The sequence below is a fragment of the Fibrobacter sp. UWR4 genome (assembly GCF_003149045.1).
Lineage (GTDB): Bacteria > Fibrobacterota > Fibrobacteria > Fibrobacterales > Fibrobacteraceae > Fibrobacter.
Genome location: NZ_QGDU01000020.1, coordinates 14,522 through 41,084, shown reverse-complemented (window position 1 = coordinate 41,084; position 26,563 = coordinate 14,522). Strand labels below are relative to the sequence as shown.

At 49.4% G+C, this 26,563-nt stretch carries 24 protein-coding genes, 1 tRNA gene and 1 pseudogene; 15 read left to right on the top strand and 11 right to left on the bottom strand.

Annotated features, from left to right (window positions below; translation table 11 throughout):
- Window positions 1-357: 357 nt before the first annotated feature.
- Window positions 358-2,157, top strand: a complete 1,800-nt coding sequence (locus tag BGX12_RS09585; RefSeq protein WP_109735847.1) for a carbohydrate-binding protein — start codon at window positions 358-360, stop codon at window positions 2,155-2,157.
- A gap of 309 nt (window positions 2,158-2,466) precedes the next feature.
- Here BGX12_RS09585 and BGX12_RS09580 read toward each other — a convergent pair.
- From BGX12_RS09580 to rbsD, 7 genes and pseudogenes are all read right to left on the bottom strand, one after another.
- Window positions 2,467-2,551 (bottom strand) — tRNA-Ser (locus BGX12_RS09580).
- A gap of 587 nt (window positions 2,552-3,138) precedes the next feature.
- Window positions 3,139-4,029, bottom strand: a complete 891-nt coding sequence (locus BGX12_RS09575) for a ribokinase (RefSeq protein ID WP_109735885.1) — start codon at window positions 4,027-4,029, stop codon at window positions 3,139-3,141.
- A gap of 13 nt (window positions 4,030-4,042) precedes the next feature.
- Window positions 4,043-4,915, bottom strand: a complete 873-nt coding sequence (locus tag BGX12_RS16120; RefSeq protein WP_370245659.1) for a substrate-binding domain-containing protein — start codon at window positions 4,913-4,915, stop codon at window positions 4,043-4,045.
- Window positions 4,910-5,818 (bottom strand): annotated as a pseudogene (locus tag BGX12_RS16115) (substrate-binding domain-containing protein); the annotation flags it as partial. The gene BGX12_RS16120 and the pseudogene BGX12_RS16115, both read right to left, overlap by 6 nt.
- Window positions 5,819-5,831: 13 nt before the next feature.
- Window positions 5,832-6,809, bottom strand: a complete 978-nt coding sequence (locus BGX12_RS09565) for an ABC transporter permease (RefSeq protein ID WP_109735846.1) — start codon at window positions 6,807-6,809, stop codon at window positions 5,832-5,834.
- Window positions 6,809-8,293, bottom strand: a complete 1,485-nt coding sequence (locus BGX12_RS09560; protein WP_109735845.1) for a sugar ABC transporter ATP-binding protein — start codon at window positions 8,291-8,293, stop codon at window positions 6,809-6,811. Before BGX12_RS09560 ends, BGX12_RS09565 begins: the two co-directional genes overlap by 1 nt.
- 20 nt (window positions 8,294-8,313) lie before the next feature.
- A complete protein-coding gene (gene rbsD, locus BGX12_RS09555; protein WP_109735844.1) occupies window positions 8,314-8,718 on the bottom strand; it encodes a D-ribose pyranase in 405 nt (134 codons plus the stop codon).
- 362 nt (window positions 8,719-9,080) lie between these two features.
- Here rbsD and BGX12_RS09550 point away from each other — a divergent pair, with 362 nt between their 5' ends.
- From BGX12_RS09550 to BGX12_RS09535, 4 genes are all read left to right on the top strand, one after another.
- On the top strand, window positions 9,081-11,516 hold the full coding sequence (locus BGX12_RS09550; protein ID WP_233246346.1) for a DEAD/DEAH box helicase: 2,436 nt from the start codon (window positions 9,081-9,083) through the stop codon (window positions 11,514-11,516).
- An 82-nt stretch (window positions 11,517-11,598) separates the two neighbouring features.
- Window positions 11,599-12,372 (top strand): nuclease-related domain-containing protein, encoded by a 774-nt coding sequence (locus tag BGX12_RS09545; RefSeq protein WP_109735843.1) that lies wholly within the window; start codon window positions 11,599-11,601, stop codon window positions 12,370-12,372.
- Between the two features lie 22 nt (window positions 12,373-12,394).
- Entirely contained in the window at window positions 12,395-13,084 is a 690-nt protein-coding gene (locus BGX12_RS09540; protein WP_109735842.1) for a type 1 glutamine amidotransferase, read from the top strand.
- Window positions 13,084-13,602, top strand: coding sequence for a PaaI family thioesterase (locus tag BGX12_RS09535; protein ID WP_109735841.1), 519 nt, complete (start codon window positions 13,084-13,086; stop codon window positions 13,600-13,602). The genes BGX12_RS09540 and BGX12_RS09535 overlap by 1 nt, the downstream gene beginning before the upstream one ends.
- A 4-nt stretch (window positions 13,603-13,606) precedes the next feature.
- Here the strand turns inward: BGX12_RS09535 and BGX12_RS09530 are convergent, their stop codons facing one another.
- Window positions 13,607-14,725, bottom strand: a complete 1,119-nt coding sequence (locus tag BGX12_RS09530) for a DUF4419 domain-containing protein (protein WP_109735840.1) — start codon at window positions 14,723-14,725, stop codon at window positions 13,607-13,609.
- 211 nt (window positions 14,726-14,936) lie between these two features.
- Here BGX12_RS09530 and bioB point away from each other — a divergent pair, with 211 nt between their 5' ends.
- Genes bioB through rph form a run of 4 tightly spaced genes read left to right on the top strand, consistent with a single transcriptional unit; the run spans window position 14,937 to window position 18,232 of the window.
- Entirely contained in the window at window positions 14,937-15,911 is a 975-nt protein-coding gene (bioB, locus tag BGX12_RS09525; RefSeq protein ID WP_109735839.1) for a biotin synthase BioB, read from the top strand.
- A 17-nt stretch (window positions 15,912-15,928) separates the two neighbouring features.
- Window positions 15,929-16,594, top strand: coding sequence for a C40 family peptidase (locus BGX12_RS09520; RefSeq protein WP_109735838.1), 666 nt, complete (start codon window positions 15,929-15,931; stop codon window positions 16,592-16,594).
- A 58-nt stretch (window positions 16,595-16,652) separates the two neighbouring features.
- Window positions 16,653-17,504 (top strand): prephenate dehydratase, encoded by an 852-nt coding sequence (locus BGX12_RS09515; protein ID WP_109735837.1) that lies wholly within the window; start codon window positions 16,653-16,655, stop codon window positions 17,502-17,504.
- 2 nt (window positions 17,505-17,506) lie between these two features.
- Entirely contained in the window at window positions 17,507-18,232 is a 726-nt protein-coding gene (rph, locus tag BGX12_RS09510) for a ribonuclease PH (protein WP_109735836.1), read from the top strand.
- An 85-nt stretch (window positions 18,233-18,317) separates the two neighbouring features.
- Here rph and hisH read toward each other — a convergent pair whose 3' ends face one another.
- Window positions 18,318-18,932 (bottom strand): imidazole glycerol phosphate synthase subunit HisH, encoded by a 615-nt coding sequence (gene hisH, locus BGX12_RS09505; RefSeq protein WP_109735835.1) that lies wholly within the window; start codon window positions 18,930-18,932, stop codon window positions 18,318-18,320.
- Between the two features lie 238 nt (window positions 18,933-19,170).
- Between hisH and BGX12_RS15650 the strand changes: the two genes are divergently transcribed.
- From BGX12_RS15650 to BGX12_RS09495, 3 genes are all read left to right on the top strand, one after another.
- A complete protein-coding gene (locus tag BGX12_RS15650; protein ID WP_199220755.1) occupies window positions 19,171-19,329 on the top strand; it encodes a hypothetical protein in 159 nt (52 codons plus the stop codon).
- 607 nt (window positions 19,330-19,936) lie between these two features.
- Window positions 19,937-21,163, top strand: a complete 1,227-nt coding sequence (locus BGX12_RS09500) for a DNA cytosine methyltransferase (protein WP_109735834.1) — start codon at window positions 19,937-19,939, stop codon at window positions 21,161-21,163.
- A 2-nt stretch (window positions 21,164-21,165) separates the two neighbouring features.
- Complete coding sequence (locus BGX12_RS09495) at window positions 21,166-22,251, top strand: hypothetical protein (protein ID WP_109735833.1); 1,086 nt, start codon at window positions 21,166-21,168, stop codon at window positions 22,249-22,251.
- Between the two features lie 78 nt (window positions 22,252-22,329).
- On the opposite strand, the gene BGX12_RS15950 is transcribed toward BGX12_RS09495, so the two are convergent.
- Window positions 22,330-22,458, bottom strand: coding sequence for a hypothetical protein (locus BGX12_RS15950; RefSeq protein ID WP_255416876.1), 129 nt, complete (start codon window positions 22,456-22,458; stop codon window positions 22,330-22,332).
- Window positions 22,459-22,956: 498 nt separating this feature from the next.
- On the opposite strand from BGX12_RS15950, the gene BGX12_RS09490 reads away from it, so the two are divergent.
- The gene (locus tag BGX12_RS09490; RefSeq protein WP_109735832.1) at window positions 22,957-23,391 is read left to right on the top strand and encodes a hypothetical protein; all 435 of its coding nucleotides are present in this window, start codon (window positions 22,957-22,959) and stop codon (window positions 23,389-23,391) included.
- Between the two features lie 188 nt (window positions 23,392-23,579).
- Here the strand turns inward: BGX12_RS09490 and pgk are convergent, their stop codons facing one another.
- The gene (pgk, locus tag BGX12_RS09485) at window positions 23,580-24,836 is read right to left on the bottom strand and encodes a phosphoglycerate kinase (RefSeq protein ID WP_109735882.1); all 1,257 of its coding nucleotides are present in this window, start codon (window positions 24,834-24,836) and stop codon (window positions 23,580-23,582) included.
- Window positions 24,837-25,114: 278 nt separating this feature from the next.
- On the opposite strand from pgk, the gene BGX12_RS09480 reads away from it, so the two are divergent.
- A complete protein-coding gene (locus BGX12_RS09480) occupies window positions 25,115-26,119 on the top strand; it encodes a hypothetical protein (RefSeq protein ID WP_109735831.1) in 1,005 nt (334 codons plus the stop codon).
- Complete coding sequence (locus BGX12_RS09475) at window positions 26,113-26,478, top strand: dihydroneopterin aldolase (RefSeq protein WP_233246344.1); 366 nt, start codon at window positions 26,113-26,115, stop codon at window positions 26,476-26,478. The genes BGX12_RS09480 and BGX12_RS09475 overlap by 7 nt, the downstream gene beginning before the upstream one ends.
- The last annotated feature ends 85 nt before the right edge of the window (window positions 26,479-26,563 follow it).

The window sequence follows — 26,563 nt, the reverse complement described above, 5'->3', positions numbered from 1 at the left end:
TCCGCAAGGGCGATGTCTTTTTTGATACAACCGCTTGGAGTTATACGAAAAGCACCTGGTGCTTTTTGTATCAACCGCCAAAAGGCGGTGGTCTTGACAGATTTCCAGCCGTAGCACCGCCTTTTCCCTACTTTATCTGCAAACAAAAGGCAAATTAAGGTCAAAAAAGCCTTTTTCCCAAACAAAAAAGCCCCATCAGGCGTCAAAAATGACGAATTTTCACAAGATTTAGCGACACACCCGCAAAAAAGGCGGTGTATTCGATAGATTTCCGGCCGCAACACCGCCTTTTTTCGCATTTTGCCAGAACAGCTTTCATAAAATCCGATGTATCTTTAGGTTATGGAGTGTTTGAATATGAAAAAAGCGTTTTCCAGGACCGCCGCAAAGGCCTTCATTCTTATTTCCGCACTGACCGCAATTTCTTTCGCCGCAGCAGACCAGTGCAAGCCCATTGGCTGGGCAACCCGCAGCGGCCGCACCAGCACCGCCTTTGATGTAACCGGCGGTGGAAACGTCCAGGCCGATACAGTAAGAACTTTCGACCAGTTGCAGAACTTGGTAAAGGACGCCACTCCGAAAGTCATCTATATCGATGGTACTTTGGGCGACGGCTGGCTAAATCGTTCCGGCAGCCGCCTCACCATTTCCGGAAGCAACAAGACCATCATCGGCCTGAAGGCTGGGACCAAGCTGAACGCCTGTATCCGAATCGCCGGCGCCGCCAAGAACATCATTCTCCGTAACATCGTGATCGAAGGCCCGGGCTCCAACGCAGACCAGGCTTGGGACAACATCGTCATCGAAGGAAGCTCCGGCAAATACCCCAGCAACATCTGGGTGGACCACTGCGAATTCTGGGATGGCCAGGACGGCAACGCTGACGTAGTGAAAGGCGCCGACAACGTCACTTTCACATGGTGTAAGTTCGGCTACAAGAAGCGCAGCACTCACAATCTTTCCAATCTTATCGGCAGTAACGATACAGAACCCGAAAGCGAAGGCAAATTGAATGTTACCTACATGTTCAACTGGTGGGTGGCCGCCGCACAGCGCAAGCCTCGCTGCCGTTTCGGAAACATCCATGTGGTAAACAACCTGATTACTGCTGACGCAAACATTTCTGCAGGCACCGACGTTTTGGGCATGGCTCCGGGCGTACAGTGCAGAATCCGTTCCGAACGCAACCACTTCATTAACGAGCGCGAACCTATTTACCTGGGGCTTTCAGGAACCATCGGCGTTGCAGAACCCATCGACAATAAGTACACCAACTGCACGGGAAATACCAGAGGCAACGGCACATCCTTTACGCCACCCTACGATTACACCGGTTTCATGCTAAACGTCAATGACGTGGAAGCCGCCGTGAGAGCAGGCGCCGGCGCAACACTCGCAAGTCCCACGATTTGCGACGCCAACTACAAGGAACCGGAACCTCCCGCACCGCCTAAGGAATTCCAGGCAGAAGACGGAACCATCACAGAAGGCATTCTTGAAAGTTCCAACGGAGGCTATCACGGAAAAGGTTATGTGAATTTCAATGTGGGCGGAAGCTTATCTGTTCCGGTAACCGTAGAAAAGGCTGGGGAGTACCAGATGGACCTGGATTTTACCAACGGTTCTTCTGAAGCGCGCCCCCTGACCATTAGTGTTGGCGATTTCATTACGGAGCAGACCTTTGAGAAAACAGCTTCCTGGACCACTTGGCTCACAAAGACATTCAACCTGGAACTGAACGCTGGCAAGAACGAAATTGTATTTGCCACAGCAGCAGGAAAGGACGGCCCCAATCTGGATCAGTTCGACTTGACCCTAGTGAAGGAATTCAAAACACCCGCGGATACTAGTTCTGCGGATACAACCATCGCCGACACGACTGCGAAGGATACTTCTGTAACAGATACGACGCCGGATGGTATCATCTCGGAATTGACAAGGTCCCCACGAGTCCGCATGCAATCGGGTGTGGTGACGTTGGAAGGTTTCGGAATCTCCACAGGTATGGAAGTTCAAATCTTCGACATGAAGGGAACACGCGCTCTCACGTCGCGCGGATCTTCCGCAATTTCCTTAAGAAATCTGCCTAAGGGACTTTATATCGTTAAAGTGACTGGCGCAGGATTTAATTACCAGGGAATTGTTAAGAATAAATAGGTGAGCCATCGGCTCTCGCAAGTTTTGTCGAACCCTCTGCGAGGCTTCGCATCCCCATGTCGTCTTCATGAAACAAATAGGGCGCCATTAAGGCGCCCTATTTGTTTCAAAGGAGGGTGAGGGATGGGACTACTCCCTCACTTCGTTTCGATCGTTGCCTTTCAGGTTCGGCTTCGCCGAATCCTTGACTTCGCTGTGTTCGCCTGCGGCTCTCGCGAAGTCAATCGAACCCTCTTATTCGAGGGTTCGATCCTAGCGCATTCAACAAACGAAAAAGAGTACCCCACAGGGGTACTCTTTTCCGTTTGAAGGAGGGTGAGGGATTCGAACCCTCGGTCCTGTGACAGACTCCGGATTTCGAGACCGGCCCAATCGACCACTCTGGCAACCCTCCGAGATGCGCCGCAATGTAGTATTTTATTTCATGATTGTCTATCGTTTTCTCGTATTCTCGCCGCCTTGCGCCGAGGAGGGTGAGGGATGGGACTACTTACTCACTTCGTTTCGATCGTAGCCTTACAGGTTCGGCTTCGCCGAATCCTTGACTTCGCTGTGTTCGCCTGCGGCTCTCGCGAAGTCAATCGATCCCTCGGTCCTGTGACTGACGACCGATTGCGAGACCGGCCCAATCGACCACTCTGGCAACCCTCCGAGATGCGCCGCAATGTAGTATTTTATTTCATGATTGTCTATCGTTTTCTCGTATTCTCGCCGCCTTGCGCCGAGGAGGGTGAGGGATGGGACTACTTACTCACTTCGTTTCGCTCGTAGCCTTACAGGTTCGGCTTCTCCGAATCCTTGACTTCGCTTTGTTCGCCTGCGGCTCTCGCGAAGTCAATCGATCCCTCGGTCCTGTGACTGACGACCGATTGCGAGGCCGGCCCAATCGACCACTCTGGCAACCCGACCAGTTTGACGCAATTTAGTAAAAACAAAAAGGAAGGTCAACTGACCTTCCCTTTTGAGAGTTTCGTTTTATCCTTAGCTGTTGGCCAAGGCTTCTTCCACCTCCTTGCGCAGAGGGATAGAGGGTACGGCGCCGGGGCGGCTTACTGCGATGGCAGAAGCGCGGGCACTCATGCGAAGGGCCTGGGCAATGGGCATGCCTTCTGCGAGACCCGCCAGGAAGTATCCGGTAAAGGTATCGCCGGCAGCAGTGGTATCCACAGCTTTCACGGGGAAGATGGGCTGGAACACCTTCTCTTCGCCGTCGCTATACACCGCACCGTCCTTACCCAAGGTAAGCACAATGCGAGCCTTTGGGAAACGTTTGCGCATTTCGGCCAGGATTTCGTCGGGATCCGTCTTGCCCGTCACCTGATTGCCTTCCACTTCGTTCAGCAGGAAAATGCTGATCTTGGTCATGTCCACAGCGTCAAGTTTCTCGTTAAAGGGAGAGGGATTCAACGCAATCTGCATCCCCTTTTCAAAGGCCTTGTCCACGATGTAAGGCAACAGGTTCACTTCATTCTGCAGCAACAGGATGTCGCCAGCCTCAAAGTGGCTGAGCACGCCGTCCACATATTCCTGAGTCAAGCGCTGATTTGCACCGCCATACAGAAGAATGCTGTTCTGGGCGTTCTTGTCAATCTGGATGATGGTATGGCCAGTCTGATCATCCACCTTTGCGATATATTCTCCATGAACGCCATATTCCTTACAGGCATCCAGGAAGGGCTGGCCATCCTCGCCAATCATACCGCCCTGATAAACTTCCACGCCTGCCTTGGCAAGAGCGACAGACTGGTTCATTCCCTTACCGCCTAAATAATGCTTGACAGCACCGGTTGCTTCAGTTTCACCAGGAAGAATGATATGGTCCACGCTATAGACGTGGTCAAGATTCATGGAACCGATATTAAGAACTTTCATACTGCAGTCCTTCTTACTTGCCTGCATTTTCTGCAGTGACCAGAGTAACCTTCACCGGGATGTTCTTTTCCACAGTCTTGCCGTTGGCGATATCTGCGGCAGTACGCACAGCGGTTTCACCAATGAGGCCCGGCTGCTGAGCGATGGTTGCAGCCATACGGCCAGCCTTGATGGCTTCAACAGCGTCGTCGGTAGCATCGAAGCCCACCACCATGACCTTCTTGCCAGCACCGCTGCTAGCTTCTACGGCACCCAGAGCCATTTCGTCATTGGCGGCAAAGACTGCGGCAATCTTGCCGTTGGCCTGCAGCATGTTTTCCATGACGCTCATGCCTTCGGTACGATTGAAGTTTGCAGTCTGAGAGGCAGCCACCTTCAGCTTCTTGTCGGCAATGTTGTGGAATCCCTTACCGCGATCGATGGCGGCAGAGGAACCCAGAGTTCCCTGAAGTTCGGCGGTGACGACGCCTTCGCCAAGTTTATCCACGATGTACTGGGTAGCAAGTTCTGCTCCGGCAACGTTATCGGAAGCAATCTGGCAATCCACTTCCACACCGTTGATGGCACGGTCCACGCTAATGACCTTCACTCCCTTGGACTTGGCAACCTTCACGGCACCCGTCAGAGCATCGGAATCCACTGCGTTCACAATCAGGATGGTCACATTCTTGCTGACCAAGTCTTCAATATCGCTAACCTGCTTGGAAACGTTATCGCCAGCGTCAACCACAATCAGGCCAAGTTTCAGTTCGGCAGCGGCCTTCTTGGCACCTTCAACAAGGGTCACGAAGAAGGGGTTATTCAAGGTGGAGACAGACAAGCCGATAGTGCCGCTGAAAGCAGGCTTGTCGGCATTCAGCTTGTCAGCATTTTCGGCGGTGACCAGAGTAACCTTCACCGGGATGTTCTTTTCGATGGACTTGCCGTTGTTCAGATCCACTGCAGCGCGAACAGCAGTTTCACCAATGAGGCCCGGCTGCTGAGCGATGGTTGCAGCCATACGGCCTGCCTTGATGGCTTCAACAGCGTCGTCGGTAGCATCGAAACCCACCACCATCACTTTCTTGCCAGCACCGCTGCTAGCTTCTACGGCACCCAGGGCCATTTCGTCATTGGCGGCAAATACGGCAGCAATGTCACCATTGGCCTGCAGCATATTTTCCATGACGCTCATGCCTTCGGTGCGATTGAAGTTCGCTGTCTGGGAAGCGACAACCTTTAGCTTTGCATCAGCAATGTTGTGGAAACCCTTACCGCGATCAATAGCGGCAGAAGAGCCCATGGTGCCCTGCAGTTCTGCAGTAACAACACCTTCGCCAAGCTTGTCCACGATGTACTGGGTAGCAAGTTCTGCACCGGCAACATTATCGGAAGCAATCTGGCAATCCACTTCCACACCGTTGATAGCACGGTCCACGCTAATGACCTTCACGCCCTTAGCCTTGGCAGCCTTTACAGCACCGGTCAAAGCATCAGAATCCACAGCATTCACAATCAGGATACCGACATTTTTGCTCACCAGGTCTTCAATGTCACTGACCTGCTTGGAAACGTTGTCGCCAGCGTCAACCACAGTGATGTTGGCATTCAGTTCAATGGCAGCCTTCTTGGCGCCTTCAACCAAGGTCACGAAGAAGGGGTTATTCAGAGTGGAAACGGACAGGCCGATGGCACCCTTGGAATCCACCTGCTTCGAAGAGGTTTTTTCTTCACCGTCAATGACAATGGAACATGCAGCCATCAGCAAAGACAGCATAGAAGCGAAAAGTAAACCAAAAATTCTTTTCATGATGCAAATCTCCTTATCTCTTACGATCAGCAAGAACAGCAACCAAGATCACCACAGCCTTGATCACATTCTGATAGTAGGAAGTGACACCCAGGATGTTCAAGCCGTTGTTCAGAACGGCGATGATGAGAACACCAGCAATTGTTCCGGCAATTCTTCCGCGACCGCCATTCATACTGGTACCGCCAAGGGCAACAGCAGCGATAGCATCCAGCTCATAACCGCTTCCCATGATAGGCTGTGCGGAGTCCACACGGCTAATCATGATAAGGCCAGCCAAAGCACTGAGGAAGCCGGAAATGGCATAGACGCTCATCTTAATGCGATCGATGTTCACACCAGACAGTGCAGCGCACTTGGCGTTAGAACCGGTGGCATAAAGGCGGCGACCGAAAGTGGTATGCTTCAGCAAGAAATAGAAGATACCGAAGGATGCCAACAGGATCAGGATAGGAATAGGAATTTTAATAGCCGGCAGGAAGTCGCAAACCACGTTACCCTTACCCAGAGCCTTAAAGAGGAAGGCTCCATCCCCAGCACTTTCTGCCAGGCGGGAAATAGGCTTACCATCCGTAAGAATCATGGCCATGCCACGATAAGCCGTCATGGTAATGAGGGTCGCAATGAAGGGCTGCAAACGGCCCTTGGTCACCAGAAGACCGCTAATCAAGCCCAAGGCCACGCCCACCAGCAACGCCACGGGAACCGCAACAATCACCGGAACGCCATGGCCGATCATTTCGGCACAGACAATGGCGCTCAATGCAAAAGTGGAACCTACGGAAAGATCGATACCGCCACTGAGAATGACGCAAGTCATACCGAATGCAATCAAGCCGTTAAAGGAAGCCTGACGCAACAGGTTCAGGAAGTTGCCCGGCTGACGGAATTCGGGGCTAATGGTACTGATGACAACCACCAGAATAGCCAGCGCAATAAACACGCCATATTCCGATAAAAAGGCACCTATATTCTTGTTTTCCTTTTTCATTAGAGACTACCTCCTGTAGCAAGAGTCATAATTTTTTCCTGATCAGCATCGGCACCATTGATAATGCCTGTGACGTCACCTTCGTGAACAACCATGATGCGGTCGCTCATGCCCAAAACTTCGGGCAGTTCGGAAGACACCATAATGACAGCAACACCCTTGGCCGCCATCTCGTTGATCACGTTGTAAATTTCCTTCTTGGCGCCGATATCCACGCCGCGGGTCGGTTCATCCAGAATGAGAATCTTGGGATTGGTATAGATCCACTTGGCAAGAACCACCTTCTGCTGGTTACCGCCACTGAGATTACCGCACTCATGTTGAGGACCGAAACAGCGAATCTTGAATTCTTCGATACCGCGTTTCACCAAACTGGCCTGCTTTTCCGCCTGGAGCACTCCCTTGTTGGAAATGATTCCCAAGTTGGTCAAATCGATATTTTCGGCGATGCTCTTTTCCAGCAGCAAGCCTTCGGTCTTACGGTCTTCCGTAATGAAGCCGATGCCCGCGGCAATAGCCTGACGGGGATTGCGGATGGAAACTTCCTTGCCTTCAATAAAGATCTTGCCGGCTGTTATAGGCATGTTGCCAAAGATGGAATGCATAATCTCGGTACGTCCCGCGCCCATCAGGCCAGACACGCCCAGCACTTCACCTGCCCTAACGTTGAAGCTTACGTTTCTAAAGAACTTTTCATGGGAAAGACCTTCGACGCGGAGCACTTCACCGCCAATGGCGTTATCACGCTTGGGAAAACGTTCACCGATTTCACGACCGATCATCATCTTCACCACATCATCCATGGTGATATCCTTGATGTACTTGGTATCAATATAGGTACCGTCACGCAGGATAGTAATGCGGTCGCAAAGTTCGAAGATTTCTTCCATGCGGTGAGAGACGTAAACGATGGAAACGCCCTTCTTACGCAGGGAGTTGATCACCTCGAACAGCACTTCGGTTTCACTCTGGGTAAGGGCTGCCGTAGGTTCGTCCATGATCAGGACCTTGGCATCCACCATCAAGGCCTTACAGATTTCCACCATCTGCTGCTGGCCCACGGACAAGTCACTCATGACTGCATCCACGGGAATATTCACGCCCATGCGGTCCATGATTTCCTGGGCCTTGGCGCGCATGGCCTTCTTGTCGCAGATGCCGAAACGCTTGGTAATTTCACGGCCCATGAACAGGTTTTCTTCCACCGTGAGGTCAAAGAGAACATTCAGTTCCTGGTAGATAAAAACAATGCCAGCTTTCTCCGCTTCCTTCGGATTATGGTAGACCACTTCCTTGCCATCCACAATCACTGTACCGGAATCGCGAGTGTACACGCCCGTGAGGATTTTCATAAGCGTAGACTTGCCTGCGCCATTTTCTCCCATCAAGGCGTGGATTTCACCGTCTTTCAGGGAGAAACCAGCGTCTTTCAACACCTGGTTACTACCAAAAGACTTGTTAATGCCTTTCATTACAACATTCATAGAGTATTCCTATCCTCCGATCAGGCGAAAATGCATCCTGCCTGCAAAATAATATTGGCGTAGGGAGTGGTTTCTCCGGTACGAATCACGGCCTTACAGGTCTCCGTGCGCGCCTTCAATTCCGTATGAGGAACGTATTCAACAGCGACACCCTGGTTTTCAAACAATTCGAGCACTTGACGCTGGACTTCAGGGTTCTGTGTTTTAATTTCCTCTGCCAGGACAATCTTTTCCACCTTCATGTCCTTCACCACTTCCACAAGGGTCTGCATGAAAGTGGGTACGCCAAAAGCCAGAGCAAGATCAATGCGTTCAGTATCATCCGGAATGGGCAAGCCACAGTCGCCAATGCAAATGCAATCGGTATGGCCCAGATACCCTAATACACGAGAGATTTCACTATTAAGAATACCATTTCGTTTCATTTTATTCGCCCTTCCCGCCCTTTTGATACACATCCGAGCAGATCTTATTGTGATTTTCATCAACAAATGGAACAAACTATCTTTATAAAGAACTTTTTTAAAATAATGCAAAGTAACGGAAAATGACTACCAGGCATATTCCACATTGGAATATACGGAAGGCCATTTCGATATGAAATTTATAGCCTTTGATTTGAGTTCGCGAATTTCTACCTTTGTGCCCACATTTGAGTTAGGTGACCTAACGAACTTCAGGTTTTTAGAGTGCGAGTGCACTTCGGGGCTTATTTAAACGCTTTTTAGCGACGAGATGACGCGGCATGGGCCGCAGATGAAGTTTACGGGTCCCCTGAAGGTAGCTTATGTCAAAGAAATCCTATGACAAGGATATGGAAAGCCGTATCCCTGAAGAAAATATTGACCCCAAATCCGCAATTGCCCGCGAAGCAGACGCCTTTTTGGCAGCATTCGCTAACGGTGCCGACGAAGACGAAGCAGATGAAGCAGCGTTCCTCGCCGTCAATCCCGACGGAATCGTCGTGGATGATGACGACCAGGTTTTGAACGTGGGCAAGAAGGCTGCCGGTTTTACCATCGGCCAGAAGGCTGAAATCGTGGACGGCGACGAAACCGTTGATAACAGCCAGATGGATTCTTCGGCTGCGCCTCAGAATGACGAGCAAGCAGAAGACATTGAAGAAGTTTCTGAAGATGAAATATCCGAGTCCGAAGAAGAAATGGGCGACGCCGAAGGTGACGAGGCTCTCGTAACTTTCGAAGACTTGGACTTGGCTGAACCGGTTCTCGAAGCCATCAAGAAGATGAACTATGTGACCCCCTCCCCCATTCAGGTGAAGGCCATTCCTGTTCTGCTTCAGGGCAACAACTTGTTGGGCACGGCACAGACCGGCACTGGCAAGACCGCCGCATTCTCCCTGCCGCTTTTGTCTCGACTACAGTTCAACGGTCACGAGACCTCCATGCTGGTTCTGACACCTACCCGCGAGCTTGCAATTCAGGTGGCCGAAGCCATCCAGCAGTACGCAGAGAACATGCCTAAGGTCCATGTGGTTCCCGTTTACGGCGGCCAGGATATTGCGGTACAGATTCGCGCCCTCAAGCGCCAGGCAAATATTATCGTGGCTACTCCGGGTCGTCTCATTGACCACATCAAGCGCGGTACCATTACCTTGGGCGGTGTAAAGGCTATCGTCCTGGACGAAGCGGACGAAATGCTGGACATGGGTTTCGAAGAAGATGTGGAAACCATCCTGAAGGAAATTCCTTCCGACGCACAGCGCGCCCTCTTTAGCGCCACCATGCCCAAGAAGGTGAAGGCCATTATCGACAAGTACCTGGGCGAATACGACGAAGCCTGCATTGAAAGCAAGACCACAACTGTAGAAAACATCCGCCAGCGCTATTTGATGGTCAAGAACGAACACAAGATTGAAGCCCTGGCCCGCGTACTGGAAGGCGAAGATTTTGATGGCGTCCTGATTTTCGTACGCACCAAGCAGAACACCACCGAAGTGGCAGAAAAGCTGGAAAGCCGCGGCTTTACCGTTGCCCCGCTGAACGGCGACCTGGCTCAGTCCATGCGTGAACGCACCATCAACCGTTTAAAGATGGGCAAGTTGGATATTGTGGTAGCAACCGACGTGGCCGCCCGCGGTATCGACGTGGATCGCATTTCTCTGGTGGTAAACTACGACATTCCTTTTGATACGGAATCCTACGTCCATCGTATTGGCCGTACAGGTCGCGCAGGCCGCAGCGGCGACGCCATCCTCTTCATCACTCCCCGCGAAAAGCGCATGCTGAAGATTATTGAACGGGCCACTCGCCAGCCTATTGACGTGATGGAAATGCCCACTGGTGAAATCATCAGCCAGAAGCGCGTGGCAGCCTTCAAGCAAAAGGTAAAGAGCGTTGCAAGCTATGGCCAGCTGGACAAGTTCAAGGATCTGGTAAAGGCCCTGGTAGAAGAAGGTTGCAATATGACCGACGGCCAGGTCAACGAAGACGGAACCGTCCACCCGCTGACTGCAGAAGATATTGCAGCAGCCGTCATCAAGATGTACCAGAAGAAGCAGCCCCTGTTCCCGGAATTGGCTCCGCTGGACGCTCCCCGCGAAGCACGCCGCGCTAAGGAACGTGACGAACGTTCCGGAAAGGAAAAGGGCGGACGCGACTTCATCGGCGCCGGTACCGCAGGTTTCGACGTTGAAGACAGAAAACGTCTGAACAAGGAACGCAAGGAAGGCAACAACGGAGTTGAAGAAGGCTACCTCCGCTATTACCTGGGCGTAGGACGTATTGACCACGTCTCCCCCAAGGATATTGTGGGCGCCATTGCTGGCGAAGCAAATATCAGCAGCAGTAACATCGGGCGTATCAAGCTGTTCGACAAGTTCAGCACCGTGGAATTGCCGGAAGCAGTTCCCCAGGATGTCCTGGACATTCTCGCTGGCATCACCATCCGCGGTAACGATGCCCGCTTCCGCCTGATGACCGACGAACCCCCTACCGGCCCTGCCCCTGGCACCCGTCCTCGCGAAAGCCGCAGTTTCCATCGTGGCGAAGGTAGAGGCAATCGCGAAGAACGTCGTGGAGGTTTCCGCAAGGACCGTGGTTTTGGCGATCATGACCGCGGCGATCGTGGCGGCTTTGGCAGCAAGAACCGCGAAGAACGCCGTCGCGATAAATTCGGCGACAAGCCCTTCCGTAAGGATCACGATGAACGGGACTTCGGCGATAACCCCTCCCGCAAGACCCGCCGTTTCGGAAGGCATTAAAGACTTCGCAGAATTCAAGAGTTTCTTGAATTAAAGGGTTCGTCCAAAAGGGCGAGCCCTTTTTCTTTACTATACTTTAAATATGACCACAACTATCGTTACATTGCTTGCTGTAATTGCGTTTCTCGCATTCGTTTTCTTCAAGACGAAAGCAGATCGTAAACCTTCCGGCAAGTTCCATAACGATGGACGGCGCAAGACGTTTAAGGATTTCCAGAAGGAACAACTGGAAAACGATCCCAATGGATTATACGGCGAAGCAGCAGCCGCACAATCTCTGGCAAGAGTCTGCGACGATGACGGCCGCATATACGGACTGATGAAAAATCTGTACATTCCCAGCCATGGCGGCACCACCGAGGTAGACGCACTGATCCTGCACCAGTCTGGAATTTATGTTCTGGAAAGTAAAAACATCTCCGGCGAAATTACCGGCGGTCTAGACGAGGAACGTTGGAACCAGCGACTGAATGCGAGAACGGAACATACCTTCCACAACCCGATTCATCAGAACGCGGGGCACATTCGCGCCCTTAAGCACTACCTGAAAGAGAACTATTCACGTTCCGAATTGAACGTAGACAGTCTCCCGATTTTTTCCACCATCGTGTTTAGCGATCGTTGCGTTCTCAAGCGGGTTCCTGCCCGAGGCGAGGACTGGATGGTCCTGCATCTTTTCCAGATGAAAGAAAAAATGGCCGGGATCTTGAAATCCCGACGCACCATTTTCAACAAATCTCAACTGGAAGATCTATACGCCAAATTAAAGCCCTGTATGCAGGCAAGTGCAAGAACCAAGGCAGAACATCTAAACTACATCAAGTCGGCACACCTCTTTCATACCTTTTTATATTAGGCCCTGTAAAACCGAGTTAATTATGGAAACCTACATTTTTCAGCATGTCGAATTTGAAGGACCGGGAATCATTCTCCCCTTGTTAAAAAAACGCGGTCACAACATCCACATTGTCAAGTTGTACGCAGGGGACCCTATTCCCCATGAAGACGGCATTGATTTCGCCATCATGATGGGCGGTCCCATGAGCGTGTTGGACGAAGCAAACTATCCGTTCTTCGTCAGGGAAAAGGAACTGTGCCGTGACATGGTGCAGTTAGGCAAGCCCCTTCTAGGCATCTGCCTTGGAGCCCAGATGATCGCCAGTGCATTTAGAGCAGCCATCATCAAAGCTCCCGAAAAGGAAGTGGGCTGGTATCCAATCCAGTGGCAGGATTGCTGCAAGGGACACAGTCTTGAGCTAGGCACATTCAACGCACTCCACTGGCACGGGGAAATGTTCAGGATTCCAAAGGAAGCAACCAAACTTGCAAGCAGCGAAGGTTGTGAAAACCAGGCTTTCAGACTGGGCAGTGCCATCGCCTTGCAATTCCATCTGGAAGCCACCCCGGAATCCGTAGAAAGCATGCTGAAAAACTGTGCCGATGATTTTGCGAAGCCAGGAAAGTTCGTTCAGAATGAAAAGGACATTCGCGATTTAACAGCCCAATACGTCAAGGATGCCAATAACACCATGAACAAGATTATCGACTTCCTGCTGGAGAAAAAGTAATGAGCGAAATCATCAAAGTCGTAAGCAAGCAGCACAACAGCAAGATGTGCATGATCTGCGGTCTGGACAACGAGTACGGCGTCCGCGCACCATTCTACAATATGGAAGACGGTAGCGTCATGACTTTGTTCAACTATCGCGAACAGCACCAGAGCTATCCCGGTCGCGTTCACGGCGGACTTATCACCGCCATGCTGGACGAAATGGGACTTCGCGCCGTGTGGGCCAAGGAAGGCGGGAACGAAAACATCTGGGGCGTGACCATGTCTTTGGAAACCAAGTACCGCAAGCCCGTTCCCTATAACGTCCCCCTTATTGGCAAGGGAGAAGTCACCAAGTTTACGCCGCGATTCTTCGTGACACACGCTAGCATCATGGACCTGGAAGGAAACGTCCTTGCCGATGGCGACATCAACTACATCCACCTGGACCCGCAAAAGATTGCCGCCGACGTCATGATTCACGAGGAAATGCACTACCTCATTGAAGACGGCGTAAAGGAAATCAAGATTGGCTAAAAGATTACGGGAACTCTAAAGCGTAACCGCGAACGGTCCTTAGGATTTTTGTTTTCGGATCTAGATAGACTCCCCAAAATCCTGTGTGAAGATTTAAGTCCTCGTTCTTTCCCGAATGATGCCACACCATCGGCACGGCGCTACGACCGATGGGAAATTCCTTGAACTCCAAAGGTTCTGTCCAGGAACTACGACGTTCAAGGGAATGCACTTCGCCCCATAAAGTATCCGACTGCACAAACTCTTTTTTATCTACATAAGGGAAGAATCGGTTAACCCAGCCGTTTATGCCGGGAACAGCGCCACTCCCTCTAGCATCTACATACTTGTAGATCCCCCTCCAGAATTCCATATTGAACTTTTTGTTGAAAGCATTGACGAATTCATCTAGAATGGGGTTCACCTGTTCAGCCCACCAAGGCATATCCAGTTCCTTGGCAATCCTATTGAAGTGCTTTTTCAGATTGATCCAGTCACTCTGTTGACCCTTGATCACAATTTTAGGAATACCACACAGAGTTGTCAGCATATAGGAATAATACTCAGAACTCACGGCCATCACCATCGCCTTGCTGACAAAGCGATCCACATTGGTTGATGTCGAAAAATCAACGTTAAAGGATTCCCGAGTTTCCTTTGGCAATTTTTTATACAAGGAATCATAAATACAATCAATATCTTTCATCCACTGTTCACCAGGGGAATCCATAGTCAGGCTGTTGTCATACACATGAATCACCGTATCTGCGCCGTCTTGTACGAACTTGTTTTTCAACAAATCACGATTGTTCTTCACATGAAGGCGAGCCCCATCCAAAATCATAAGCCAAATATCGTCAGGGCTGATTTCAATGGAGTAATGATTTGCAAAGGCTTTGCCCACCATCGCAACAAAAGGATGGGGAAAAGTAAAACCAGACCCATCCTTCAAATGTGCGATGAATTGATTTTCAGTAAAATCACTGGCAAGGATATCACCACGGAGTGCATCCGACAAGACATCAGCAGACGTATTCATTTTATAGTTAGGGACTTCTGCCTTGACCTTGGAATCCTTAACCACCACGTCCGCAAAAGCGATTGACGCAAGTAACGCAATGAGAACAAGCAGTTTTTTACTCAAAATCCACCTCCAAAAGAAGCCTTCAGTAATAATATAGGATTATAAAAACTCATAGCAAAAAAGTATATGCAAATCCGTCTTGCTTTTTTCTAATTTTACACCCGCAAAAGAACACCGCCAAAAAAGGTGGAACATAAAGCGGAACAAAGTTTTTAAAGTTTTGTCCCGCAAAAATCGCAGGCGGGAAATGCCGCGAACCAAGGAGTTTTTTATGTCTTTCGTTCAGGAACTGAAAAACAAGATTTTAACTGAAGATTACGTCACCACCCGTGAAGACGCAATCAAGTTGTTGGATGCCAACCTGGACGAACTGACTACTGCCGCAAACGAAATCCGCGAAAAACTCCACGGTAACGATTTCGATTTCTGCTCCATCGTGAATGCCCGAAGCGGCCGCTGCTCCGAAAACTGCAAGTACTGCGCTCAGTCCAGCTATTACCACACAGGCGCTCCGGAATACAAACTCCTCAGCGCCGATGAAATTGTAGCCGACGCTAAAAAGAAGGAAGCAGCAGGAATCCCCCGCTACTCCATCGTTACTTCTGGCCGCACTCTCACCAACAATGACGTGGAACAGATTTCTGAAACCATTAAGCGTCTCAAGAAAGAAACCAAGCTCAGCGTCTGCCTCAGCAGCGGCCTTCTGAATCGTGAACAGTTTGACAAGCTGAAGGCAGCTGGTCTCACCCGTTTCCACAACAACCTGGAAACTTACCGCCGTCATTTTCCGGATGTCTGCACCACCCACACTTATGACGACAAGATTGGCGTCTTGCATAACGCCTTAGCCGCAGGTCTGGAAATCTGCAGCGGCGGCATCATGGGCCTGGGCGAAACTATGGAAGACCGTATCGACATGTGCATGGACCTGCGAGAACTGGGCGTAAAGTCAACACCCATCAACGTGCTGAACGCCATTCCGGGTACACCCTTCGAAAATCTCCCTAAGGTTTCCAACGATGAATTCTGCAGAATCGTTGCCATCTATCGCTTTATCAACCCCAAGGCATACCTCCGCCTCGCAGGTGGCCGCGGCGTTCTGGGCGACTACGGTAAAAAGGCATTCCTGAGCGGCGCCAACGCCACCATTACCGACGACATGCTCACCACCGCAGGTGTAAATAACGCAACCGACTTTGAATTGGTCAAGAGTTTGGGTTTTGAGCCCCACGGCTTCATCGGCTAATTATTACATTTTTTCCAATGGCTCACTATTGGAAGAATTCAGGAATGACAGCATTAGTGCTGTTTCTAGGCATTGCTATGCTTACGTCCTGTTCGTTCCCCACCCGCACAGGTTACAGCCGCAAGTTGGGTGCCTATAAGCCCGTACCTGCCGCGCAGAAAACAGCGGAAGCAGCCCCAAGCGCAGCCTCCGCCACCACACAAACCGCCAGCGCAGACACAACAAAGAAGGTTGCAAATCCTGCCACACAGCCTGCCCCCAAAAAGTCGACAGCACCCGTCAAGCAGCAAACGAAAGCAAGCGGAGGCAAGAAGTACGCTACCCTCAAGGAATATACGGATAGCTGGAAAGGAACCAAGTACGTCTATGGCGGATCCAGCCGCAAGGGCACGGACTGTTCCGGCTATATCATGAACGTGTTCCGGGACTTCTACGGAGTGTCCCTGGACCATCAGGCAGCGGCCATCTATAAGGACACCCGTTTTACCCAGGTGAGCCGTAGTTCCCTCAAGGAAGGGGACCTGGTATTCTTCGGAGACTTCTGGGGCATCAGCCACATTGGCGTCTATCTCAGTGACGGAAACTTCTCTCACGCCAGCACCAGCAAGGGCGTCATGATTTCCAACCTTGATGAAAAGTATTTCAATTCCCGCTATAAGGGAGCCCGCCGACTGATCCGCTAGTATTTCAAAAATTGTATTTTTGAATACGAAATAAAAAACACAAAACTGTTCGAGATTTATGAAGAAAATTGCATTCCAAGGCCGTAAGGGCGCATACAGCGATTGCGCAGCCCATTACCTTTTTGGCGAAGACATCGAAACTTTGCCCATGGACACCTTCGAGGAAATCTACCAGGCTATTGAAAATGGTGAAGCCGACGGCGGTGCAATTCCTATCGAGAATTCTACGGCAGGTTCCATCGAAGCAAATTACGACCTGCTTTACAAGTGGCGTCACCGCATTGTTGGCGAAGTAATGCTCCGTATTGAACACACCCTCTGTGTAATGCCCGGCGTAAAGGTGGAAGACCTGAAGCGCGTTTACAGCCACCCCCAGGCTCTTGCTCAGTGTTCCAGATTTTTTGCAGAAAACCCGCAGATTCAAGCCGTCCCCGCATTTGATACCGCAGGCTCCGCCGAAGAACTGGCTGCTCGTGGAAATCGTGACGAAGGCGCCATCGCCAGTGCCTATGCCGCAAAGATCTATAATCTTGATATTTTGAAGGCCGGTCTGGAAAACTTGAAGGGAACAAACTTCACCCGTTTCTATGCAATCCAGAAGACTCCCGTGGACTTCGCCGAAAGCGAAAACGCAAAGACCACCATCCTATTCGAACTCGCGTCCTCCAAGGAAGTGGGTGCATTGTACAACGCCCTGGGTTGTTTTGCAAAACGCGGTCTGAACCTCACCCGCTGCGAAAGCCGTCCCCATCCGGACAAGCCTTGGGAATACATTTTCCACGTTTCCTTCGAAGCTAACGTCAAGGACGAAAACGCCCAGGCCGCTCTTGCAGAACTGAAAAATTACACGAGCTTCATCTATATCCTCGGCACCTTCAAGAAGGGCGTCGTCGAAACATTGAGGTACTAATTATGGCATACGAACGTACAGACAGAGCTTTTAACGAATACAGAAATTTGAAGATGACCGTGGGCTTTATCAGTAGCGCCGACGGTTCCGTCCTCATCGAAATGGGACGCACTCGCGTCATCTGCAACGCCACCCTTCTCCCGAAGGTTCCGGACTGGCTGGCAGGTCGCGGTACCGGCTGGATTACCGCAGAATACAGCCTCCTCCCGCAAAGCACAGGCAAGCGCGTGGAACGCGAACGCAAGGGTGCCAGCGGCCGTACCCAGGAAATCCAGCGTCTGGTGGGTCGTTCCCTCCGTGGTGCCGCCAATCTCGCCGCCCTGGGCGAGAACGCAATCGTCATCGATTGCGACGTCATCGAAGCTGACGGCGGCACCCGTACCGCAAGCATCATCGGCGGTTTCGTCGCCCTTGCAATCGCCCTCAAGAAAATCAAGGCCCGCCTCGGTCTCACCGAACAGATTCTCCAGCACGGCATTACCGCAATCTCCGTCGGCGTCGTGGATGGCAAACCTCTCTGCGACCTCTGCTATGTGGAAGACTCCGCAGCCGACGTGGACATGAACGTAGTGATGCAGGACGCCAAGAACTTCATTGAAGTCCAGGGCACCGGCGAACACGCAAGTTTCGACCGCGCCATGCTCAACACCCTCCTTGACCTGGGCGAAAACGCCTGCAAGGACATCTACAAAAAGCAGATGGAACTGATCGGCGGCGAATTACCTTAAAAGACTTGCTTAAGACTCCGCAAGTTTCATTGAAAAAGCCGCGGTTCGTTCCCGCGGCATTTCTTGTTTCTATAAATTTTAGAGTTTACACTTTCCAGTCGCAGAAGTTCTTTAGCATGGCAAGGCCCACGTCACCACTCTTTTCCTGATGGAACTGGGACGCAATGAGGTTGTCCTTACCAATGAGGCCCTGGAAAGTCTGGGTGCCGTAGGTAGTTTCTGCGAAGCTGTATTCCGCAGGCACCACCGGATGGTAGGAATGCACATAATAGAAGTCGCAACCGCTGCGGATGCCCTTCATAATGGGATGCTCGCGGGTGAAGTTCACCTGGTTCCAGCCCATGTGGGGAATCTTCAAGCCCGGTTCGTCCTTGAAGCGAACGGCCTTACCGGGAATCAAGCCCAAAGTCTTGACGCCGCCATCTTCTTCGGATTCTTCCAGAATAATCTGGCAGCCAATGCAAATGCCAAGAACCGGATTGCCGGCCTTCACCACCGTCTTGATAGCATCCCCGATACCCGTAGTAGTCAAGGTCTCCATGGCAGAAGCCGCAGCGCCCACGCCCGGGAAAATCAGGCGGTCCGCCTTGGCAATCACCTCGGGATCGCGACTGGAAACAGCATCAGCGCCGATACGTTCCAGAGCGTTCATCACGGAAGTCAAGTTACCTGCGTTATAGTCGACCACGATAATAGACATAGAAACCTCGCTTTACTAGAAATATAGAAATTCTCCTCGTTGTCTCGGGACTACACTTAGACAACGCCCCGTAAGCGATTGAACCTCCAGCAATCTATATTAAGAACAGCCCCGAGAAACGGAGTCAAACATTCAGCCAGAGGTCAAAATGAGTATTCTTATTCCGATTATCGTTGCAGGCGCACTGGTTGCCAACACTTTAGGTCGTCCAATCTAATGAATTTTTTATATTCGTTATATGCCTAACGAAAATCAAAATCCTGAAGAAATCGACCTGGACGCCATCATTAACAACATGAGCTCCATCAATAGTGAAGACTACTGGTTCAAGAAAGTGAGCCAGTTCGAGGAACACGACGAAACCGTCCCCGGCGCCGACCAGAAATCCAACGGATAGTACAGGGAAAAAGGCCTTTTAGACCTCGTACTTAGTGCACAAGTCTGCCACGACAACCAGCCGATTCCTTCACCGGCCGATTTCTCTTCCAACAATTTTTCGTAACTTATGCTTGGCGATCAATTATCAAGACCGCAAGCCCATTTTCCCATTAGCTTTTATATATTTATAGCGACATAGTTCAGTTTTGTGAGAGCAGAGCTGAACGACCTGGTATTAGAGTTATGCTCTTGTTCTTGTGTCCTTAAAAACGACCAACTTTAACACACTCGGAATAAGGCAGATAATTCACGTCGTATCGGCGTGAATCGTTTGTGCTTGTCAGTGTGTGGGCTTCTTGGTCGTTGCCTAAGGACAGACAGGCCTTACGGTTCACGCTTTTTCTATGGACAAAACGGTTGAACGAGGGCAGAACAAATGTTTTTGCTCCCGTTCTTGTGTCCTTGAAAACGACCAACTTTTAACACACCAAGAATAGGATCAAGGGGGACTCATCCAATAGGATGAGTTCTTTTTGGGCTTACTTTAAGCTGGCACGCCACAGGTGTACCCAGAACAGAAGTGAAAACGGAAACTTTCACCTGTTCCATTGGAACATCGAGGCGATATGGCGTCCAGAAAGAGAGCCCTTCGGGTCCTTTCATTGTTTTCCGGTTGCGGCGGCCTAGACTTAGGTCTTGAAGGCGGCTTTTCTGTTTTAAGTAAATCAGTCAATGAAAAAATTCATCCAGACTGGATAAAAGAGCGCATAGACAAGAATTTTATCAAACTTTCCAACAGTCGCTTTGAAACCGTATTCACAAACGACATTTTGCCTTGTGCACAAAAATCCTGGAACCACTTTTTCGGTTCCAGAAAAAAAGTTGATGGGATATATCATCTGGAATCCATCGTTGATCTTGTAAAGAAATCAAAGGTCAAGACTTTTTCTTTTCCTCCTAATATCGATGTTGTTACCGGAGGATTTCCCTGTCAGGATTTTTCCGTTGCAGGAAAACGCCTTGGCTTTGATTCGCAAAAAAGTCACAACGGTAAAAAGGAAGAACATGCCGACAACGAATCTCGCGGCACACTTTATCTCTGGATGAAACAGGTTATTGAAATCGTCAAACCAAAAATTTTCATAGCGGAAAATGTGAAAGGCTTGGTATCTCTTGGTGATGCCAAGAAAATAATTGAAGCAGACTTTAGAAATATCGATGAAGGCTATTGTGTTGTTGACGCTCAAGTTTTAAAGGCTTGGGAATACGGAGTTCCTCAAAGTCGAGAGCGTGTTGTATTCATTGGAATTTCACGTAAGTACGCAGACCCGAAAGTTCTCGCAGACTTAGAATCCAACGGAGTGCATTCAAAATTCTACCCATACCCACTAAAAACACATGGCGATGGATTACAAAAAATTGTCACATGCAAGGATGCTTTTGTAGGCCTCAAGGAACCCGATGCATCAAGCGATAAAGCTCAGCAAATGTTTTCTAAAGCCAAGTATTATGGAAAAATGCAAGGCAGTGCAGAAATTGATTTAAACGATATCGGGCCAACAATCCGAAGTGAACATCATGGAAATATTGAGTTTCGTCGTTTAAGTGCAGAGCACGGAGGAACCCACTGTGAAGAACTTGAAAAAGGGCTTCAGGAAAGGCGACTTAGTGTAAGAGAGTGTGCAAGAATTCAGACATTCCCTGACGAGTACGAATTCATATTCAACGATGGTATAAATAAGGTCTGTTCTTCCGAGGCATATAAAGTTATTGGAAACGCGGTGCCGCCATTACTTGGCTATGCAATCGGAAAAAGACTAGAATTCATCTGGGACGATCTTTTCGGAGTTTAGTCATGTCTATATCCGTCGGACAAAATCTCAACCATCACGAAAATCAGACCATAGCAGATTTTCAAAAACTTTTGGATTGTACAAAAACAAAGTTGCAATCGGCAAATTGTGGAAAAATCAAAGGTGATTTTTGGAAATCCTTTGAAATTGACGTAAGCAAGGCAGTCGAAGAATCTGCAAAAGAATTGAATTTACCTTGGGAAATTCAATATATAAGCGGTCACAAATTTCCAGACATTGTTGCAAGAATTAACGAACGACAAGCATTCGGCATCGAAGTCAAAACACTTAGCACAAAGTCTAATTCCTGGAAAGTTATGGGTGGAAGCATTATGGAATCCACCCGAATTCCCGATGTAAGTAGAATCCAAGTATTCTGCGCAAAACAGAATCCGTTTCAAATCAAGTATAGACCATTTGAGGAATGCGTTTCTAATGTAGCTGTTACACATAGCCCACGCTACATGCTTGACATGAATCAGGATGTACAAGAATCTTTATTCAATAAGATTCATAAACCATACGACGATATACGTCAAATGCAAAATCCATTTGATGCGTTTAAATCATATTTAATTGAATCAAAAAAATCCACAAATGAAAACGAAGATGATTCTCTTTGGTGGTATAGTCCGGATGTTCAAGAAGTAAGTTCACAGGATATTGAAGAACAAATATTTGCAGAAAGTCTAATTAATTCCAAAATTCATTTTTGGAGCGAATTGTCCAAAAATGAAAAAGATCATTATAAGGCAGAAATGCTCATTAAATCCCCAAAAGTTATTTTGGGAGATTACAACAATGCATGTAAATGGCTTCTAAAAGCAAAGGGTATCATCAATCCTTCTTTTAGAGATACATTTTCTGCAGGAGGACAAGAAACAATTTTTGGAGTCAAGGTCCCTAAAATAATCGCAAATATTTACAAATGGAAAAGTGACATCATAGAAGTGTTTAACAACTGTGATTCGCCGAACGATTCTTTTGAATTATGGAAAGAACACATTAGCAAGATGACGAAATTCCCTTCTGACGAAAAAAATGTTTTGCTTAGAATTGTTACCGAAATAGGAAAAGAAGTTCGGTAAACGCATCCCATAACAAGAACTTAACCCCTACAGTATTTTCTACCCCACCCCTACGCCCTCACCGGCATCGGGGATTTTTCATTTCATCAAATCTTCAAGCGTCACCACATTCTGCACCATATCGAAATAGGAAATCTTTTTCAGGCCCTTTGCAGAAATCAAGGTAAGCATCAAGGTCTTTGAAGTCCTTATCTTTTTTTGAAGCATATACATTCATTCTTGTCCAAAAGTCAGTAAAAAATAGAGATTTGGACAAATATAACGCCATAATCGTCCAAATCTTTCATACATCAAGACCTTTCTAAAAAAAATTCAAAAAGTGCAGTTTTTGAAAGGGCATAAAATCTACTAAAGGGAAGATGACTCTCAGCAATTAAACAACATCGGCAACAGACGGCCCTTTTCATTTTGGACATTCAAAAATGTAGCGCGATTGATGCTATATTTGAGTGAACATAATGATTTAGAGTAGAATCTTGTTCCTGTATTGAAAAGTCTGGTAAACTTTAAGTTAGCAAGGAACGGGACAACACTCGCACCCCAGTGGGTGCGGGTCGTTTGTTGCTTATTGCTAAGGGTTTACCAGAGCCTTCAATACATAAGCCTTTCGACTCCGCACCTTTTTTACTTCCTAAAATTCGTGCGACCTCCAAGGCCAGGCTCAAAATTCTCTCACAAGCCGTCGTTGACGGAAAGGAGCAATAAATGAACTGGTTAAAAATAATGATGGTCCTGTCCATGCTTTGCATATTGCAGGGGTGCGCAACAATACTTAACGGTACGAAAAAATCTATTATGGTTTCTTCGTCAGAAGATGATACAAAAGTGACAGTCCTGTACGAAGAGAAAAGGATAACAGGGAAAAACTTCGCCATGGTAAAGGCTAAAAAAGGGGCCATCACGGCAATCGGGGAAAAGAAGGGTTGTACCACAACGCAAAAAACCATTGAGTCAAGTGGCGACTGGGGATGGTATATTGCCGGAAATCTTTTTTCCTGGTATGTATTCGGTTGGATTATCGACCCGATTACTGGGGGACTATGGTATTACGATGAAACCGAAATTGACGTAACACCAGTTTGTCTAGAAAATAACGAAGACAAATGGAACACCCCGAAAGACAGCAAACGTTTTAATTAACCTTCGAATATTTATCGCGCAGATAGTCCCTCACACAAAAAAAGAACCCGATTTTCATCGAGTTCTTTTTAATTTCCTTAAGTCAGGAATTTTTCTTAGAAGCAAGCGAGACAAGGCGCGAGCCCCCGTAGCGTACTTGAGTACGTGAGGGGGCGAGCAACGCAGTATCGCGCAGCTTATAAGGAAAATTACTTATCGCTGAGGAATGCAACGCCCGGCAATTCCTTACCTTCGAGGAGTTCCAGAGAAGCGCCACCACCGGTAGAGGTGTGGGTGACCTTCTTGTCTGCGCCGTACTTCTTAGCTGCAGTAGCGGTATCGCCACCACCGATCACGGTGATTGCGCCAGCTGCGGTAGCTTCGACGATAGCGTCAGCCATAGCCTTGGTTGCCTTTTCGAAAGCTTCGAATTCGAACACGCCTGCAGGACCGTTCCAGACGATGGTCTTGGAGGACTTGATAGCGTCAACGAAGAGCTTGGTGGATTCTGCACCAACGTCGAGGCCCATCCAGCCAGCGGGGATACCTTCAGCGTCGGAAACGCACTTGGTAGCAGCGTCAGCAGCGAACTTGTCAGCAGCAACGTAGTCAACCGGGAGGATGATTTCCTTGCCAGCAGCCTTAGCCTTAGCAACCAGTTCCGGAACCAGCTTTGCGCCTTCTTCGTCGAACAGGGAAGAACCGATTTCGATGTTGTTCATGACCTTCTTGAAGGTGAATGCCATGCCACCGCCGATGATGATCTTGTCAGCCTTGTCCAGGAGGTTGTTGATGAGCTGGATCTTGTCAGCCACCTTAGCACCACCGAGGATAGCGAGGAACGGACGCGGGGGGTTGTTGAGAACCTGGTCGAATGCCTTCAGTTCCTTGTTCATGAGGAAACCGGCAGCGCGCTGCGGCAGTTCAACACCAGCCATGGAGGAGTGAGCGCGGTGTGCGGTACCGAAAGCGTCGTTCACATAAACGTCGGCGAGCTTGGTGAGAGAAGCGCGGAAAGCCTTGACAGCTTCCTTGTCGGCCTTGATCTTTTCTTCGGTGCCGTCAGCGTTCTTGACCTTGCGCTTGCCTTCTTCTTCGATGTGGAAGCGGAGGTTTTCGAGGAGGATGATGTCACCCGGCTTTGCAGCGGCGCAAGCAGCTTCAACTTCTGCACCAACGCAGTCAGAGAGGAACTTAACCGGCTTGCCGATGAGTTCTTCCAGCTTCTTAGCAACCGGAGCGAGAGTGAACTTGGGGTTCACTTCACCGTTGGGGCGGCCGAGATGAGAAGCGAGAACAACGGAAGCACCCTTATCAAGAGCATACTTGATGGTGGGGAGAGCAGCTTCGATACGCTTGGTGTTGGTGATTTCACCAGTGACCTTGTCCTGCGGAACGTTGAAGTCGACACGGATGAACACGCGCTTGCCAGCGAGTTCGAGATCTTCAATAGAAAGCTTTGCCATGATTAGCACCTTCTGGTTAGAGTTAAATTTACGGGCGATAATATAGTAATTTGGGTTGTTCATCAGCTAGACCTCCAACAGATTTATATAGAGTGCGTCAAAAATCACACCGAAGTCTCGTTTGTAAAAATATCTAAACAAAAATATTCCGCAGGCATACAAAAGTCCGTGAGTTAGAAAACACTTCGGGAACATATCGTTCCATAAAAGCTCATTCGGTGAGATACCTTTGGCTTTTTTTTATATATTTCGGGAAAAATAGTACTATGGAGATCTAAATGAAACGCTCTCTTTTGTGGGCTCTGTGCCTGTCCGTCGTGTCGGCTTTCGCCGGCTCCTATGACATCAGCGAATTCGAAGCCAAGGAATCGGGTTCCCCTGATGAATATATTACTGCTGAATTTGGTGGCGAACTGAAGGTCGCTCCTGCAGACGAAGTCGAATCCCTCCAGGATGGTCGACTGGTCGTCCGTCAGAAGTTCGAAGATCCGTTTGACGCCGATGCAACAACCTATCAGCTCTACCAGGGTGGCGCAGGCGACCTGTCCTCCATGACCGCCATGACCGCTGAAGGCGTCGATTACTCCAAGTTGGTAACCGCAAAGGTTTATGCTCGCCGCGGTATGGACGCCAACAAGGACGTAGAAAAAGTTTACTTTGACGGTAAGTCCGTGTTCGCTCCGGGCCTTACCTCCGCTATCGTTTTCATCGACGGCAATCCGGTCACCCTGAAGGGTGAAAACGCCGAAGAACCTGCAACCGAAACCGCAGCAGCCGCATCCTCCAGCAATGACGAATACTGCGACGATGATGACGAAGATTGTGAAGACGACGAAGACCTGAGCCGTTACAAGACTTCCGCTCCGGTCGCAAACTCCGGTGCCGATGAACGCGACTACGCAGCAAGCGAAGCTGCAGACGTGGGCGACCGTTTCGGTATCGCAGACGAAGTCCGTTTCTGGTCTGCAGTGGGACTTTCCGCTCTCGCAGCAACAGCCATCGTCCTGGGCATCAACCAGCACTCCGAAGCCAACAAGGCTAAGGATGCTTACGACGACCTGAACGAGCTCTACACCGGCCTTCTGGGCATGTGTAAGGGCGACAAGGCTTGCGAAACCGCAATGGTCCAGAAGGGTGCTATCGGAACCTGGACTATCCAGGATCTTAAGGGCCGCATGAACACCAACAAGAAGACCCAGGATTCCTACGCAACCGCTCGTAACCTGTGGTTCGGTCTCGCTGGTGCTTCCATCGCCGGCGCAGTCGTTCTCTTCGTATGGTAATTGAAGCCGGTAAAATCTCCCTGAAGGACCTTTCCTTCGATTGCATCATCGGCACTCTACCCTTCGAGAGGACCAATGAGCAACCGATTGTCTTGAACGTCTCCCTCTGGTTGGATTTTACCCTGGCTGCCCGTAATGAAGATCTGGCACATTCCATAGACTATGCTCAATTGGCGGAAGACCTGAAAGGGTTCATCCGCCTTTCTTGTTTCCAGCTGGAAGAAACTCTCGTAGTTGAAACCGGGAAATATATCCTGGACCACTACCCCAAGGCCCAGATGGTGGAAGTATCCGTCCGTAAGCCCCTGGCAATCCCTGACTGCGCAGGAGCGGAATCCTCCATTAGAATCCGCAGATAAACAAATCCCGAGATTAAACAAGAAAGGCGCCATCCCAAAGGATGACGCCTTCTTTGTTTTGCCTGTAGGAAGAAATTCCATGACA

What these genes read in the sequence shown, in the direction of transcription:
- BGX12_RS09475 (WP_233246344.1), top strand. Translation starts at nt 26,113, where the DNA reads ATGGTAATTGAAGCCGGTAAAATCTCCCTGAAGGACCTTTCCTTCGAT.
- BGX12_RS09565 (WP_109735846.1), bottom strand. Translation starts at nt 6,809, where the DNA reads ATGAAAAAGGAAAACAAGAATATAGGTGCCTTTTTATCGGAATATGGC.
- bioB (WP_109735839.1), top strand. Translation starts at nt 14,937, where the DNA reads ATGTCTTTCGTTCAGGAACTGAAAAACAAGATTTTAACTGAAGATTAC.
- rph (WP_109735836.1), top strand. Translation starts at nt 17,507, where the DNA reads ATGGCATACGAACGTACAGACAGAGCTTTTAACGAATACAGAAATTTG.
- BGX12_RS09520 (WP_109735838.1), top strand. Translation starts at nt 15,929, where the DNA reads ATGGCTCACTATTGGAAGAATTCAGGAATGACAGCATTAGTGCTGTTT.
- BGX12_RS09540 (WP_109735842.1), top strand. Translation starts at nt 12,395, where the DNA reads ATGGAAACCTACATTTTTCAGCATGTCGAATTTGAAGGACCGGGAATC.
- hisH (WP_109735835.1), bottom strand. Translation starts at nt 18,932, where the DNA reads ATGTCTATTATCGTGGTCGACTATAACGCAGGTAACTTGACTTCCGTG.
- BGX12_RS09515 (WP_109735837.1), top strand. Translation starts at nt 16,653, where the DNA reads ATGAAGAAAATTGCATTCCAAGGCCGTAAGGGCGCATACAGCGATTGC.
- BGX12_RS09545 (WP_109735843.1), top strand. Translation starts at nt 11,599, where the DNA reads ATGACCACAACTATCGTTACATTGCTTGCTGTAATTGCGTTTCTCGCA.
- BGX12_RS09490 (WP_109735832.1), top strand. Translation starts at nt 22,957, where the DNA reads ATGAACTGGTTAAAAATAATGATGGTCCTGTCCATGCTTTGCATATTG.
- pgk (WP_109735882.1), bottom strand. Translation starts at nt 24,836, where the DNA reads ATGGCAAAGCTTTCTATTGAAGATCTCGAACTCGCTGGCAAGCGCGTG.
- BGX12_RS09500 (WP_109735834.1), top strand. Translation starts at nt 19,937, where the DNA reads ATGGCGTCCAGAAAGAGAGCCCTTCGGGTCCTTTCATTGTTTTCCGGT.
- BGX12_RS15950 (WP_255416876.1), bottom strand. Translation starts at nt 22,458, where the DNA reads ATGCTTCAAAAAAAGATAAGGACTTCAAAGACCTTGATGCTTACCTTG.
- BGX12_RS09575 (WP_109735885.1), bottom strand. Translation starts at nt 4,029, where the DNA reads ATGAAAGTTCTTAATATCGGTTCCATGAATCTTGACCACGTCTATAGC.
- BGX12_RS09535 (WP_109735841.1), top strand. Translation starts at nt 13,084, where the DNA reads ATGAGCGAAATCATCAAAGTCGTAAGCAAGCAGCACAACAGCAAGATG.
- BGX12_RS09550 (WP_233246346.1), top strand. Translation starts at nt 9,081, where the DNA reads ATGTCAAAGAAATCCTATGACAAGGATATGGAAAGCCGTATCCCTGAA.
- BGX12_RS09585 (WP_109735847.1), top strand. Translation starts at nt 358, where the DNA reads ATGAAAAAAGCGTTTTCCAGGACCGCCGCAAAGGCCTTCATTCTTATT.
- BGX12_RS09560 (WP_109735845.1), bottom strand. Translation starts at nt 8,293, where the DNA reads ATGAATGTTGTAATGAAAGGCATTAACAAGTCTTTTGGTAGTAACCAG.
- BGX12_RS15650 (WP_199220755.1), top strand. Translation starts at nt 19,171, where the DNA reads ATGCCTAACGAAAATCAAAATCCTGAAGAAATCGACCTGGACGCCATC.
- rbsD (WP_109735844.1), bottom strand. Translation starts at nt 8,718, where the DNA reads ATGAAACGAAATGGTATTCTTAATAGTGAAATCTCTCGTGTATTAGGG.
- BGX12_RS09495 (WP_109735833.1), top strand. Translation starts at nt 21,166, where the DNA reads ATGTCTATATCCGTCGGACAAAATCTCAACCATCACGAAAATCAGACC.
- BGX12_RS09480 (WP_109735831.1), top strand. Translation starts at nt 25,115, where the DNA reads ATGAAACGCTCTCTTTTGTGGGCTCTGTGCCTGTCCGTCGTGTCGGCT.